Origin of the sequence: Escherichia sp. MOD1-EC6098 (assembly GCF_002965865.1) — a bacterium.
Lineage (GTDB): Bacteria > Pseudomonadota > Gammaproteobacteria > Enterobacterales > Enterobacteriaceae > Escherichia > Escherichia marmotae.
In genome coordinates this window covers 92,330-105,673 of the sequence record NZ_PTSN01000016.1, presented here as the reverse complement: position 1 = coordinate 105,673, position 13,344 = coordinate 92,330, and the positions used below count along the sequence as shown (strand labels likewise).

Annotated in this window: 15 protein-coding genes; 6 read left to right on the top strand and 9 right to left on the bottom strand. The window is 51.0% G+C overall.

The window, feature by feature from the left end; translation table 11 throughout:
• Positions 1-2 precede the first annotated feature (2 nt).
• The 6 genes from fliF to C0K55_RS17055 are packed head-to-tail and all read left to right on the top strand — an operon-like array spanning position 3 to position 5,513.
• Positions 3-1,649 (top strand): flagellar basal-body MS-ring/collar protein FliF, encoded by a 1,647-nt coding sequence (fliF, locus tag C0K55_RS17080; RefSeq protein WP_105266978.1) that lies wholly within the window; start codon positions 3-5, stop codon positions 1,647-1,649.
• Positions 1,627-2,637: a flagellar motor switch protein FliG gene (locus tag C0K55_RS17075; protein WP_038355518.1), complete on the top strand. Its 1,011-nt coding sequence runs from the start codon at positions 1,627-1,629 to the stop codon at positions 2,635-2,637. The genes fliF and C0K55_RS17075 overlap by 23 nt, the downstream gene beginning before the upstream one ends.
• 3 nt (positions 2,638-2,640) lie before the next feature.
• Entirely contained in the window at positions 2,641-3,351 is a 711-nt protein-coding gene (fliH, locus tag C0K55_RS17070) for a flagellar assembly protein FliH (protein ID WP_085448680.1), read from the top strand.
• The gene (gene fliI, locus C0K55_RS17065) at positions 3,344-4,681 is read left to right on the top strand and encodes a flagellar protein export ATPase FliI (protein WP_038355517.1); all 1,338 of its coding nucleotides are present in this window, start codon (positions 3,344-3,346) and stop codon (positions 4,679-4,681) included. Before fliH ends, fliI begins: the two co-directional genes overlap by 8 nt.
• A 2-nt stretch (positions 4,682-4,683) precedes the next feature.
• Positions 4,684-5,118: a flagellar export protein FliJ gene (fliJ, locus tag C0K55_RS17060; RefSeq protein ID WP_105266977.1), complete on the top strand. Its 435-nt coding sequence runs from the start codon at positions 4,684-4,686 to the stop codon at positions 5,116-5,118.
• Between the two features lie 2 nt (positions 5,119-5,120).
• Complete coding sequence (locus C0K55_RS17055; RefSeq protein WP_105266976.1) at positions 5,121-5,513, top strand: adenylyltransferase/cytidyltransferase family protein; 393 nt, start codon at positions 5,121-5,123, stop codon at positions 5,511-5,513.
• Positions 5,514-5,524: 11 nt separating this feature from the next.
• Here the strand turns inward: C0K55_RS17055 and C0K55_RS17050 are convergent, their stop codons facing one another.
• The 9 genes from C0K55_RS17050 to flgM all read right to left on the bottom strand — a co-directional run bounded on the left by C0K55_RS17050 (position 5,525) and on the right by flgM (position 13,216).
• The gene (locus C0K55_RS17050) at positions 5,525-6,169 is read right to left on the bottom strand and encodes a hypothetical protein (RefSeq protein ID WP_233476871.1); all 645 of its coding nucleotides are present in this window, start codon (positions 6,167-6,169) and stop codon (positions 5,525-5,527) included.
• A gap of 115 nt (positions 6,170-6,284) precedes the next feature.
• Positions 6,285-6,785 carry a hypothetical protein gene (locus tag C0K55_RS17045; protein WP_236942072.1) on the bottom strand — a complete coding sequence of 167 codons (501 nt, stop codon included), beginning with the start codon at positions 6,783-6,785 and terminating at the stop codon, positions 6,285-6,287.
• Positions 6,786-7,055: 270 nt separating this feature from the next.
• Positions 7,056-7,529: an adhesin gene (locus C0K55_RS17040; RefSeq protein WP_105225084.1), complete on the bottom strand. Its 474-nt coding sequence runs from the start codon at positions 7,527-7,529 to the stop codon at positions 7,056-7,058.
• Between the two features lie 25 nt (positions 7,530-7,554).
• On the bottom strand, positions 7,555-7,950 hold the full coding sequence (locus C0K55_RS17035; RefSeq protein ID WP_105266985.1) for a lysozyme inhibitor LprI family protein: 396 nt from the start codon (positions 7,948-7,950) through the stop codon (positions 7,555-7,557).
• Positions 7,951-8,046: 96 nt separating this feature from the next.
• Positions 8,047-8,427: a hypothetical protein gene (locus C0K55_RS17030; RefSeq protein ID WP_233476868.1), complete on the bottom strand. Its 381-nt coding sequence runs from the start codon at positions 8,425-8,427 to the stop codon at positions 8,047-8,049.
• A 522-nt stretch (positions 8,428-8,949) separates the two neighbouring features.
• Entirely contained in the window at positions 8,950-11,388 is a 2,439-nt protein-coding gene (locus C0K55_RS17025; RefSeq protein WP_105266986.1) for a glycosyltransferase, read from the bottom strand.
• 48 nt (positions 11,389-11,436) lie between these two features.
• On the bottom strand, positions 11,437-12,369 hold the full coding sequence (locus tag C0K55_RS17020; protein ID WP_123058166.1) for a lysine-N-methylase: 933 nt from the start codon (positions 12,367-12,369) through the stop codon (positions 11,437-11,439).
• A 127-nt stretch (positions 12,370-12,496) separates the two neighbouring features.
• The gene (locus tag C0K55_RS17015; RefSeq protein ID WP_038355513.1) at positions 12,497-12,925 is read right to left on the bottom strand and encodes a flagellar protein FlgN; all 429 of its coding nucleotides are present in this window, start codon (positions 12,923-12,925) and stop codon (positions 12,497-12,499) included.
• 12 nt (positions 12,926-12,937) lie between these two features.
• Complete coding sequence (gene flgM, locus C0K55_RS17010; protein ID WP_105266988.1) at positions 12,938-13,216, bottom strand: flagellar biosynthesis anti-sigma factor FlgM; 279 nt, start codon at positions 13,214-13,216, stop codon at positions 12,938-12,940.
• Between the last annotated feature and the right edge of the window lie 128 nt (positions 13,217-13,344).

Sequence of the window (13,344 nt, the reverse complement as noted above, 5' to 3'; positions counted from 1 at the left end):
CTATGAATGAACTGATCAAAAAGTTGACCCAGGCGTTTCCGGCGTTTCGACTGCGTCTTGCAGATAACAAACGCTGGGCGTTGATGGCGGGCGTGGGGCTTGCCGTTGCGGTGACGGCGATTATTGTCAGCGTGCTGTGGACCGGTAATCGCGGCTACGTCTCGCTCTACGGACGCCAGGAAAATCTGCCCGTGTCGCAGATTGTCACCGTGCTGGACGGCGAAAAGCTCAGCTACCGCATCGACCCGCAGAGCGGGCAGATTCTGGTGCCGGAAGATGAACTGTCGAAAACGCGCATGACCCTTGCCGCCAAAGGCGTGCAGGCGATATTGCCCAGCGGCTACGAGCTGATGGACAAAGACGAAGTGCTCGGCAGCAGCCAGTTCGTGCAGAACGTGCGCTACAAACGCAGTCTCGAAGGGGAACTGGCACAGAGCATTATGTCGCTGGACGCGGTGGAGAGCGCGCGGGTGCATCTGGCGCTCAACGAAGAAAGCTCGTTTGTGGTCAGCGATGAGCCGCAAAACAGCGCCTCGGTGGTGGTGCGCCTGCACTACGGCGCGAAGCTGAATATGGACCAGGTGAACGCCATCGTGCATCTGGTGTCCGGCAGTATTCCGGGGCTGCACGCCAGCAAAGTTAGCGTCGTCGATCAGGCGGGAAATCTGCTGACCGACGGCATTGGCGCGGGCGAGGCGGTCTCTGCCGCCACCCGTAAACGCGATCAGATCCTCAAAGACATTCAGGACAAAACCCGCGCCAGCGTGGCGAATGTGCTGGATTCGCTGGTCGGTAGCGGGAATTACCGCGTCAGCGTGATGCCGGATCTCGATCTCAGCACCATCGACGAAACCCAGGAACACTACGGCGACGCGCCGAAAATCAACCGCGAAGAGAGCGTGCTGGACAGCGACGCCAATCAGGTAGCGATGGGCGTGCCCGGTTCGCTCAGCAACCGTCCGCCGATTGCGGCGAATCAGATGACCAACGGCGCGGAAGAAAATCGCTCGCCGGAAGCGTTATCCAAACACAGCGAAAGCAAGCGCGATTACTCTTACGACCGCAGCGTCCAGCATATCCAGCATCCCGGCTTTGCGGTGAAACGCATTAACGTGGCGGTGGTGCTCAATCAAAACGCCCCGGCACTGAAAAACTGGAAACCGGAGCAGACCACGCAGCTTACCGCGTTGCTGAACAATGCCGCCGGTATTGACGCGCAACGTGGGGATAACCTGACGCTTTCACTGCTCAACTTTGTCCCGCAGGCGGTGCCGGTCGAACCAGTGATCCCGCTGTGGAAAGATGACAGCGTGCTGGCCTGGGGGCGTCTGATTGGCTGCGGTCTGCTGGCGCTGTTGTTGCTGTTCTTCGTGGTGCGCCCGTTGATGAAACGCCTGACGGCGGTGCGAGCACCGGTTATCACACCAGAACCGGAAGCCGTCAGCGAACCGTGGATCGCCACGCCGGAAGAAGAACGCAAAAACGTCGACCTGCCGTCGCTGCCCGGTGATGACAGCCTGCCTCCGCAGAGTTCCGGCCTCGAAGTGAAACTCGAGTTCCTGCAAAAACTGGCCATGAGCGACACCGATCGCGTTGCCGAAGTTCTCAGACAATGGATTACCAGCAATGAGCGAATTGACAATAAATAAGAGCAACAGCTACCTGGAGCAGGCGGCGATCCTGCTGCTGTGTCTGGGCGAAGAGGCGGCGGCGACGGTGATGCAAAAGCTTAGCCGCGAAGAAGTGGTGCGCCTGAGCGAAAACATGGCGCGGCTTTCTGGCGTTAAAACCAGCATGGCGCGCAAAGTGATCAATAACTTCTTTGATGAGTTCCGCGAACAGAGTGGCATCAACGGTGCATCACGAGCCATGTTGCAGGGCATTCTTAACAAAGCGCTTGGCACCGAGATTGCCAGCAGCGTGATCAACGGCATCTACGGCGATGAGATCCGCTCGCGGATGGCGCGCCTGCAATGGGTGGAACCGCGCCAGTTGGCGATGCTGATCTCCGAAGAACATCTGCAATTGCAGGCTGTATTCCTCGCGTTTCTGACGCCGGAAATCTCGGCAGCGGTGCTTTCATATCTCAACGAATCGGTGCAAAACGAAATTCTCTACCGGGTGGCGAAACTCAACGACGTCAACCGCGACGTGGTGGATGAACTGGACAGGCTGATCGAACGTGGCTTGTCGGTGCTTTCGGAACATGGCTCGAAGGTGAAAGGCATTAAACAGGCGGCGGATATCGTCAACCGCTTCCAGGGCAACCAGCAGGTGATCCTCGACCAGATGCGCGAGCGTGACGAAAACGTGCTGGAGCAGCTCCAGGATGAGATGTACGACTTCTTTATCCTCAGCCGCCAGAACGAAGAGGTGCGCCGACGTCTGCTCGATGAAGTGCCGATGGAGGACTGGGCGGTGGCGCTGAAAGGCACCGAAGCCCTGCTGCGTCGCTCAATTTACGCGGTAATGCCAAAACGTCAGGTGCAGCAACTGGAAGCGATCACCGCACGTCTGGGGCCGGTGCCGGTCAGCCGTATCGAACAGATCCGTCGCGAAATCATGGGCATTGCCCGTGAACTGGAAGAGGCTGGAGAGTTTCAGCTACAGCTCTTTGCGGAACAGACGGCGGAGTAACCCATGACCATTGAAACACTGCGCGGGCGCTATCGTCTGCACCGTTTCCCGCCGCGCCAGCGTGCGGTGACCGGAGAACCGCTCACCGCCAGCATTAGTGCCGCCGATTACCAGCGCCAGTTGATGGACGGTTTTCAGGAAGGGCTGCAAAAAGGGTTTGCGCAGGGAATGACCGAAGGCCAGGAGCAGGGCTTTAGCGAAGGTCATCAGCAAGGTTTTGCCGAGGGGCGACGCCAGGGCTACACCGAAGGCAGCCTTGCGGGGCAGCAGGAAGGGCGCAAACAGTTTGTGGAGGCGGCGCAGCCGCTGGAAGCCATCAGCGGAAAAGTGAACGACTTCCTCGCCCATATCGAACGCAAACAGCGGGAAGATTTGTTGCAACTGGTGGAAAAAGTCACCCGCCAGGTGATCCGCTGTGAACTGGCGCTGCAACCCACGCAGTTACTGGCGCTGGTGGAAGAGGCGCTGGCGGCCTTCCCGGCAATGCCGGAAACATTACAGGTGATGCTGAGCACGGAAGAATTTAACCGTCTGCGCGACGCGGTGCCGGAAAAGGTCAGCGAATGGGGGCTGATGCCTTCGCCGGATCTGCCGCCGGGGGAATGCCGGGTGATCACCGATAAATCCGAACTGGATATCGGCTGCGAACACCGCCTGGAACAGTGCATGACGGCGCTGCAAGAAACACTCACGCCGGAGTCGCAAAGTGAGTGATTTTTCCGCTTTCGATAACGCCCTGCGCTCGCTGGAGTCGATTCCATTAGCCCGCGTCGCCGGGCGGTTGGTGCGCCTTAACGGCATCCTGCTGGAGAGCGTCGGCTGCCCGCTAATGACCGGGCAACTGTGCCGTATTGAAAGCGCCAATCACACGCTTATCGACGCGCAGGCCGTGGGCTTTAATCGCGACATCACCTACTTAATGCCGTTTAAACAGCCGGTCGGCCTGATGGCGGGCGCGCGCGTCTTTCCGGAAGAAAAAGCCCACGATATCCTGATTGGCGAAAGCTGGTTAGGCCGCGTGGTGAATGGCCTCGGCGAGCCGCTGGATGGCAAAGGCCGCCTGAACGGCAACGATCTTCTGCCGCCGCTGCCACCCTCGGTCAATCCCTTAACCCGCCGTTCGGTGGACGAACCCTTAGACGTGGGCGTGAAAGCGATCAATGGCCTGCTGACCATCGGCAAAGGCCAGCGCGTCGGGCTGATGGCGGGCAGTGGCGTCGGGAAAAGCGTGCTGCTGGGGATGATCACCCGCCAGACTAAAGCCGATATTGTGGTGGTCGGGCTGATTGGCGAGCGCGGGCGCGAAGTGAAAGAGTTTATCGACCACTCGCTGGGGGCGGACGGGCTGGCAAAGTCTATTGTTGTCGTCGCGCCTGCCGATGAATCGCCGCTGATGCGCCTGAAAGCCACCGAACTGTGCCACTCTATCGCTGCCTGGTTTCGTGACCGTGGGCATCACGTTTTACTGCTGGTGGATTCCCTGACCCGCTACGCGATGGCGCAGCGAGAAATCGCTCTCTCCCTCGGTGAACCGCCTGCCACCAAAGGCTATCCGCCATCGGCATTCGGCATGATCCCCAAACTGGTCGAAAGCGCAGGCAACAGCGAAAGCGCAGGATCGATGACCGCCATCTACACCGTGCTGGCGGAAGGTGATGACCAGCAAGACCCGATCGTTGACTGCGCCCGCGCGGTGCTGGACGGGCATATCGTATTAACCCGCAAGCTAGCGGAAGCGGGGCATTATCCGGCCATTGATATCGGCCAGTCGATCAGCCGCTGCATGAACCAGGTCACCCGCCCGGAACATCAGCAATCCGCCCGCGCGTTAAAGCAAAACTACGCTGCGTATATGGAGATCAAACCGCTGATCCCGCTCGGTGGCTACGTGCAAGGCGCGGACGCCAGCGTCGATAAAGCGGTGAAAATGTTCCCGGCTATCGAGCGATTTTTGCGTCAGGAGATGCGCGAACCCGCCTCCCTCGAACTGGTGCAAAGCCGCCTGCAAATTCTCTTTCCTGGTGTCAAAAAGGCAGAACAGTAACTATGCGACAAATCATCGACACCCTCGCGCAGTTGCAGCGCCTGCGGGATAAATCGGTCAAAGACAAAACCGTCGAACTGGCAAAGCAAAAACAGATTTGCGCGGGCTATGACAACAATATCAAGGCGTTAGGCTACCTGGTGGAGAAAACGGCTGCGGGCGCGGCGGCGTCGGTAGAATCGCTGAAAAACGTCAGCGGCTACAAAGGCACTTTGCGCAGGGTAATCGCCTGGCAGGAGCAGGAAAAAACGCTGGCTAACATCAAAGCCACGCGAATGCAGAAAAACCTGACGGCGGCGGCCTGCGAAGAGAAAGTGGTAGCCCTGACGCTGGACGACAAACGCCGCGAGCAACAAGAAAGCGCCACCGCGAAAGCGCAAAAAGCGGTGGACGATATTGCGGTGCAGTGCTGGCTACGGCACAAATTAGCGGAGTAGCCATGAAAACGGTCATCACCTTCGGCACCTTCGATGTGTTTCATGTCGGTCATCTGCGCCTTTTACAACGCGCCCGCACGCTGGGCGAAAGGCTGCTGGTCGGTGTATCGTCCGACGCCTTAAATATCGCCAAAAAGGGCAGGGCACCGGTTTACCATCAGGATGACCGCATGGCGATAATCGCCGGGCTGGCATGCGTGGATGGCGTATTTCTGGAGGAATCGCTGGAGCAAAAAGCAGAGTATTTGCGGGGGTACAGTGCGGATATTTTGGTGATGGGAGATGACTGGGCCGGGACGTTTGATAGCTTCGCGTATATTTGTGAGGTGGTGTATTTTCCCCGCACGCCGTCGGTGTCGACGACGGGGATTATTGAGGTGATTAGGGGTCGGTAATTAATCACTATTTAGTTAGTATTAAATTTTTTCCGGCGTGTTAACTCAAAGCGTCCTTTCACTATTTTGTAGCTTGTTTGCAGATATAGTTCAGGTAGTGGACTCTTCTTGAGTGGAGTCATCCCATATTCACCAGGTTTGTAAGGATGGATAACATAGTTATTTATCGCTATCGTATAGTCCGGGCTTATTTTAAAGTGTGAGAAACGGATGATATCTTCGTAACCAAAGAAGGTGCTAAGCAACAGGGAATCTAAAAGGATGCCTTTTCTGTCATAACTATTCAGTTGGATATTGAGTAATGAAGTGTCACTTTCACCGATGGTGTTATACATAACAAGTCTGAAGATATTATCTTTATCTTCAAACTGACCCAATTCGTAAAAACGAGTATCTTTAGCAACCCAGGGAGAGAGGAAATTATCGCCTTTGACAGGGATGGTGATTTCTTGCTGATTGAAAGGTGTTGTTTGGGATTTTTGGTTTTCAGATAAGGAGAGTTCTGTAATTCCGTTGGTGATGTTTTTATAATAAATCGCAAATGGTGTTATTTTTGTAGAATCTAATGGTAGCGTTAGTGCTTTGTTCTGACCAATTGTACTGGTAGTAGTAATAAAAATAATAAGAGACAGTAATGCGAGTGATGTTTTGTTCATGTTTTTACTAACGCAATAAAATAAATGGATTATCAGAAGTGTTTCGGAAATAGTATTTTTGTTTTTCTATGCAAGCTGAAAAAGATGAATAAGAGAGTCATCCCATCATAAGGGGCTATCTCCTCAGAACGTGTTCTTTTACTTTAAGTGATGCATATATATTCTTGTAAATCATAAATAAGGTTGAATTTCCTGTGCCAGTAAAAATAATAAAATGATTTTCTGGTAAAGCTATCTCTGCCTGAAAACATTGATCTACATGATATCCAGAATCATCATTGATCCGGCATGAAACAATTGCGCTCATGCCAACAAATTCTGGCGTAACATTTATGTCAGCTAATACGGGAATGCCTTCGCTTGCCGCCTCCCATCGCCCTTCATTGTTCACTGTGAAAAAGTCGCTTCCCGTACGTGATATGGATTCACATACTTTAATATATGTAGTTGTATTTCTATATTCTTTGCTAATAGATAAACAATCTTTGCTTTTAGTAATGAACCAATTAACAGGGACTTCAAACGTAACTTCATTGAAAGAGATAATCTTAAGATGGTCACTACCATAACTATTTTCGATAAAAAAACAAAAAAATATTATAAAAGTTAATCTCACTTACTTTATCTCTAAAAGAATTTATTAATCATGTTGAAAGTAGAGTCAGGGTAAGATAACGAAAGCCCGCAACCCGAAAGGACTGACGCCAGTAATTTTCTGTCGTATAAGCTATGCAAAAATAGTTATTAATTGACAAGAGTTGCTTTCAGTTATTGAACATATAATACGAATTATGTAGTGGAAAAATTACGTTATATAGAATTCCGTGTTATAGAGGTAAATCTTGATTGTCAATAATAAATGTCTGGCTATGTATTCTCACCTATTTTAAATACCACAGTACCCAAACATATTCATTGTATTTTCATTGCCTTTTGTCTTGATGGTAATGCTGTATTTAACATCTTCGCCTTCATCATCTATGGTTTCTGAGTTAATTGACATTTTTCTTGTGATGATAGTTACATCTTTGTTCTTAAAGATAGCCGTATCTTTACCTGATGATACTTGCTTTGCGATAATAATCTTATGATTTAATTCGATGATCGCAGAGTACGCGCAGGTTTCTTTTCCTGTAGGTTTGCCTGCGGGACAAATTCCACCTTCAACATAGTTATAACTATCTTTATCCTTATTGCTTTCCAGATTCAACGTACAAACAGGATGTGCTAGATTGGTGACTTCTTCAACGTGAAAACTGGTCATGACAACATAGTCTGATGAAAGCCAGTTTGATTCGGTTGCTGCACAAACAGTAACGCAGTTAGATACTAGTGTGAGTATAAATATTATTTTTCTCATGATAATGTTCCTGTGGATATATTCATTATTGTGTAAGTATGCTTTTAAGCCCTTCAATTCTTTTACGTGTCATGTCATTTTTACAAGAATACATTGCCGTCTCATACGCTTGAGATTTTTCATCGTTCTGGAATGAGTAAACTACACAATTTTTGTCTCGAAATTTTAGCCATGCTCTTTGGGATGATTTTATTTTTTCAATATACTCAACACCTAAATCTGGCTGTGCACTGTATTCCTTACGAATCATGGATAAAAGATTTTTGTAAGTATTATTCAGCTCACTATCACTGTGTTCAAATGTCACTTTAGAACAGAGAAAAACTTGTGAAGATAATTGTATGTCGGAGCATGGAGCGCTTGCATGTAGTACGAAAGGAATGAAAACAAAGAGAGATGATACTATTTTTGTATGATTCATGTGTTATTTTTCTTGAGTGATTCTGTGTTTGTTGACAAGGGGGAGCCTGAACTCGCTACCAGAGTAGAATTTTGAAGAACTGTATTCAGATAATATTTAAGAGAAGTGTTGATTTTTACGTCTTGCAATATCAATTATATCTGGAATGGCGGTTAATTTTGAATGATCTATTTCTGATAACTCAACAGCCCAGGATATTGGTACATATCCTGACATATGTTCATAGGAACGACAAGAACCACACCATTCCCAATAACTTCCAGGTCCTTTATACATAATTCCTCCTATTAAGCGTGGTTGCGTTTTTACCAGAGAATAATAGCGATATAATTCCGTATCACCACATACTGGACAAGCAGTTGATAAATGCATCCCTTCTCCAGGAGCAACATTATTATAAATTTCCCTCCATCTGTCCGTGTATTCGGGGGGGATCCCATTCCATTGTTTTTTCTCTATAATTTTTTCTTTTTCCATTTATCCAATCCTCTTATGCATCACCTGAACTATCATTTTGTTTCCCACTCCTTTACTCCGGGTTCCATCAAAAAATCTATCTTATGGCTATATTTTTGAGGCCTAGGGCATCCAGGCAACTAATAGATTAGCAAAATGGGTTCATATCACATCAGAAACGCTACCGCCCTCCCGTTTTAGTCGTTTACAGGCATGAAGTTATAGTTGATACCTGCGAAGTACTACAGATAAATCACGGGTGAGGTATGTTGCTGCCAATACAGGTAAAAAAGAATGGTTATAGAAGGAAGTTGGGCGCTTTTCGGAATTCATAAAGACAACTATTCCCAGGCTCCAAAATGTGCAACTTTTACCGATTCACCAGTCTTAAAGATGTAGGTATGAAATCAGAGGGTAGATAAGTGCGCTGTTCGTGCCGGATGCGGCGTAAACGCCTTATCCGGCCTACAAATCCTCACGAATTCACTATATTGCAGGGGCGCGTAGGCCTGATAAGCGAAGCGCATCAGGCACTTGCGCGGTTTACCCCAGCGCCTCCATAATCACCATCGCCGCCCGTTCTCCCGCCTTGCCATCCATAAACGCATCGCAATAGTGATGACGAATTTCCGCCAGTTGCCCCTGTACCGCACACCAGTCAAACGCCTCTGACAACAAATAACGCAGTTCCGCAACATCATGAGCCACCGGCAATATTTCGCGGATTTGCTGGTCGGCGCTCTCCGGCGTGGAGTAGCTTTTCTCGCCGTCGAGCAATTCACTCATGCCAGGAAAGTCGAGCAGAATCACCCGCTTATCAACGTGGATAGCATCGAAAATAAAACCGCTGTTATCGGTGAGCACGTAATCGGCCTTTGCCAGTAGCGTCAGCGTGTAGCGGGCAGAGTCGGTGCGCTGTTTTAAATGCCTGCGCGCCAGGGCCAGCGATGCAGCTTCTTCCGGGCGCGAGCAGGTGCCGTGGTGCAGTTTGCAAATCAGATTCACATCACCGCTTAAGCGCCCTAATTTTTCTGCCCAGTGGGGCAGGGAGCTTAATGCGCCAAATGTGGGGGCGTAGAGCACCGTAGGTTTACGGTAATCGGGTTGGATATTTTCCGGCAACGAACGATCGAACGTGCCGTTATGCCAGGCGTCGAAGCGCGGGTTGCCGACCACTTTCGCACTGCCGAAATGTTCCAGCGCCTGCTGGCTGTAGTGGCTGTAACACAAAATGCGCTGATAAAAACGGTTCCAGTCGGCGTGGTTCCACGTTTCTTTGGCTAAGCCGTACATGGCGCGGACGTTCACCGCCGCCAGGCCATTGAGCGCGGGCGTGTGGTAGGGGCTGACCAGGCATTTCACTCGCTGACCGTGTGCCTGCATTTCAGACAAGCGCATACCTTTAAGCTGCGGATCGTCGATGTTTTTTAGCGTCTCCAGCATTTCATCAAGAAACGGTTTAAACACGCGGTCGTTGATCACCAGCGTGCAACTCTGCCCCAGCGCCTGCAGGGCAGTGATGATTGGGCGGTACAGCGCGTAGTGGAAGGAGGTTTCCATAAAAAAGCCAATGGTGTCGGCAATGGGTAACGCGGATGGCGTTGTGGCTACGGGTAACTTATTGAAATAGTAACTAATGTTGTCGGTCGTTTTTTGCTCGATATCACTAAAGCCCGGTCGCTGATAACAAATACTCGGATAACAGGCCAGCCATTTGTCGGCGCGTAGCAGCGGCTGCCAGCAGGCTTCCAGCGAGTGCTCATCGTTGCTCATCTGCTGCGCCAGTTGCGGGTAGTAACGGCTGTTCACCAGATAAGCACACACTTTGCGGCAGTCCCGCGCGTGTACCAGCCCAGGCAAACTTTTTAGCATCGTTCCTTGCGAAATCTCACCGCCAAGGATCATCACCTGCCAGGGGATTTTCCCAAGGCTCCCGAGCAGGGTGTTCAGCACCTGAATATGTTTCTCCTGCTTGAGAATAACCGCGTCATCTTCCAGCAGCAGGTAGTTTTGCCAGCCATGCTGTTGCGCCAGGCGCAGCGCCTGCAAGTGTGACTGAAAGCGGCCCCGTTGACCGTTTTCACCTTCACAGGCGGCAAGGCGGGTGATCTTCGCGGGCGGAATATGCAGCAGTGCCAGTTCTTCATGGATCTGCTGTAAGCGATCCGGGCGTTTATCCAGATTCACAATGACCACCTGATCGACAGCCTGATGGTTGATCGCCTGGTGATGAGTGGCGTTATGCAGACTTAGATAAGTATTGCGTAACAGCGGATCGCTGACGATATCTGTAAGCGCCGCATCGACTGGCGTGCTGGCCCCGAGAATAAAATCTTTATCAAAGGTATTTTGGCTGTGCGAGATACACAGAATCGTGCGCTCACCGGGCAGTTGTAGCGGATTTACGCTGAAATTATCGGTGAAACTTTTCTCTTCACCTAAATTGCAATCGTCATCGTAGCGGTGCTTTTTCAGGTAGTTACGGTGATAGCAAAAGGTGCCATTGAGGATGTTATGCGGGCCAAAGCTGCGGCTTTTGAAAATGCGGTTGATATGACTGTACCAGATAGGGATCTGGTCGGAACCGGAGATGAGCGCCCGGTGTTTTTGCATCATGGCGATAGTCCAGGAGATTTTATCTGCCGGGTAGTAGTCGTCATCGTCCATGCAGAGGATGTATTCGCCGTTCGCCAGTGCGTTGAGCATGTTACGTTTTTTGCCCAGCGGCAGTTTTTCCGGGTGATGGATGTAGCGAATGTTGAAGGCGTCCGGCTTACCATTGGTCAGGCGGTCAATGATGTGTTGATGGCTTTGCGGGGAGTCGTCGAGGATGACCAGTTCGCGGCGGTCTGCCGGGTAATCCTGATAGCGGTACATGTAAATCAGGTACGGCAGAAATGCGCCACGGTTCCAGGTTGGCGTAACGACGCTGACAAACGGTTTTTCGCGGTGAGTGGCGAGCGTTTTGATGATGGTTTGCATGATATGTTTACAAAGTAGATAAGGCCGGGAAAAACCGGCCTGAAAGCGTTAGCAAGGTAGCAGTGAAAACGCATAAAGCAGCGGATCTGCACAACATTCAGACTGAATTTGTTGGCGAATCAGCAGCGCATTTTCGCTGGCTCGCCAGCGTTCAAATACCGCGAAGAGGGCGAAAATATCCTCCTGCCGCAACGGTGAACCATCCAGCGTCCACAAACTGATTAACGTGCGGATGAGATAAAAATCGCACACCAGCGGGAAATAATCCGCCCCGTCCGCCTGGCCAATCGCATCGTGGTAAACCCGGTAGATCAGGTAATTACGCAAAATCCAGGGCGAAGCTGTGAAATATTGCTGACAGGTGGTTTGCCACTGCGCCTGTAACTGCTGTTGCAACAGAGCTTCGCTGTTGGCGTCATGCAACGTCAGCAAAGTCACCTGCAACGGCAGCGAGGCTTTGCGCGGGCTTTCCGGTAGAATCGACCAGTCAAAAGCAAAATTACCGAGCAGCGTCACCAGTTGGCGCGCGATGTGTGGCACTGATGGTAGCCGGGCAAATTGTGCCTGCAACGTACCTTTTTGCGCATGGTCGGCCAGCGCCTGCGGCAGCGTCGTCAAACGGGCAAGCGTGTCGCCGTCTCTGCCTGGCATTTTACTGGCGCGGGAGAGCAGGAGCCCGACGGCATACAGTGAAAGCTCTGGTGTTAAATCGGCCAGCGCAAGGGTGCTTAAAATTACCTGGTTTACTATCGCATCACGCGCGGATAGCTCCGCGGCACTTTCTTCCACAGAGCGGTAGGTGAGCTGTAATTCAAAGGCGCTGGAGTCGTTGAGTACCGCTTCACAACTGGCAATATCGGTTAATGCCAGACTCTGGCGAATCTCATTCTTCCAGACCTTACGGACGTATAAAGGCGAAGCGGGATGGCACGCCAAAAAATTGCGTACATACTCCGGTTCATAACATTCAATAAAACTCATAGGTGGCTTCCAGTCTTTATTACTTTGCAGGATGTGCAATAAACGTGCCGGGAATTTTTTTATTCAAAAACAGAGGATTGGGGATCTGGCGGAAAATCCGTTTCCGCAATGGGGGAAGGTATTGCCGTTATCCCTGATAGAGAAAATCCGCTTCGCTACCTAAAAAAGCCTGAATAAATTCATACTGGCGAATTAACAGCTCGCCGTTTTTATCGTTATAGCTTTTACAGCGTTCCGCCTTTTGCTCAAGGCGTTGCCACAACTGCTGTGCAGCCGCTTTTTGAACCGCCGGAAGCCAGGCAAAAACCTGCGCCAGACCGTCACTATTGACGCTGACACCCAGCAGTTGCAGCAGGCAGTGCCGCTGATGGCTATGGCTGTGTAACTGCTCATAGTGATGGGTTATCTCATCGTTTACCGCCAGCAACTCTTCGCTGGCGCGGCGAATCATGCAGATCCGCTGACGCTGAAGCAGTTCGCGCAGGCAATCATACCGCGCGTCGTCGTCGCGAATGCCCTGCAGCAGCGCCTTTACCTGTTGTAACCGGATACTCACTTCATCGGCCTCTTAGTTCTGGAAAAAACTCAGCATATCGCTGGCTAACTGTTCGGTGTCCACTTGCAGGCTGCCGGAGGCCAGCATCGCCTGCATTTGCGCCACTTTGTCGCTGTCGATATCGCTTTCGTTCTTGTCGTTCAGAGTTTGCTGGGCAGACTGCAATCCCGCCTGGGTAATGTCGTCGGCGTTTAGCGTCGTGGTGGTGGTTGCCGTGCTTTTGCGCGGCTGGCTGGAGCCAGCAGACGTTGCTGTCGGGCGATTGCCTGGCATCGTCGGGGAGATTTTCATCGTAACCTCGTCTTGGTATTTGGGGGGGTTACTCTGGTAGAGCGGTATATGTGGGGGAAAACTTTAATTGTTATCTCACGTTTCCTTTTTGTTCAGATATGTTGGTTCTGGTTGTCCTTATGGATATG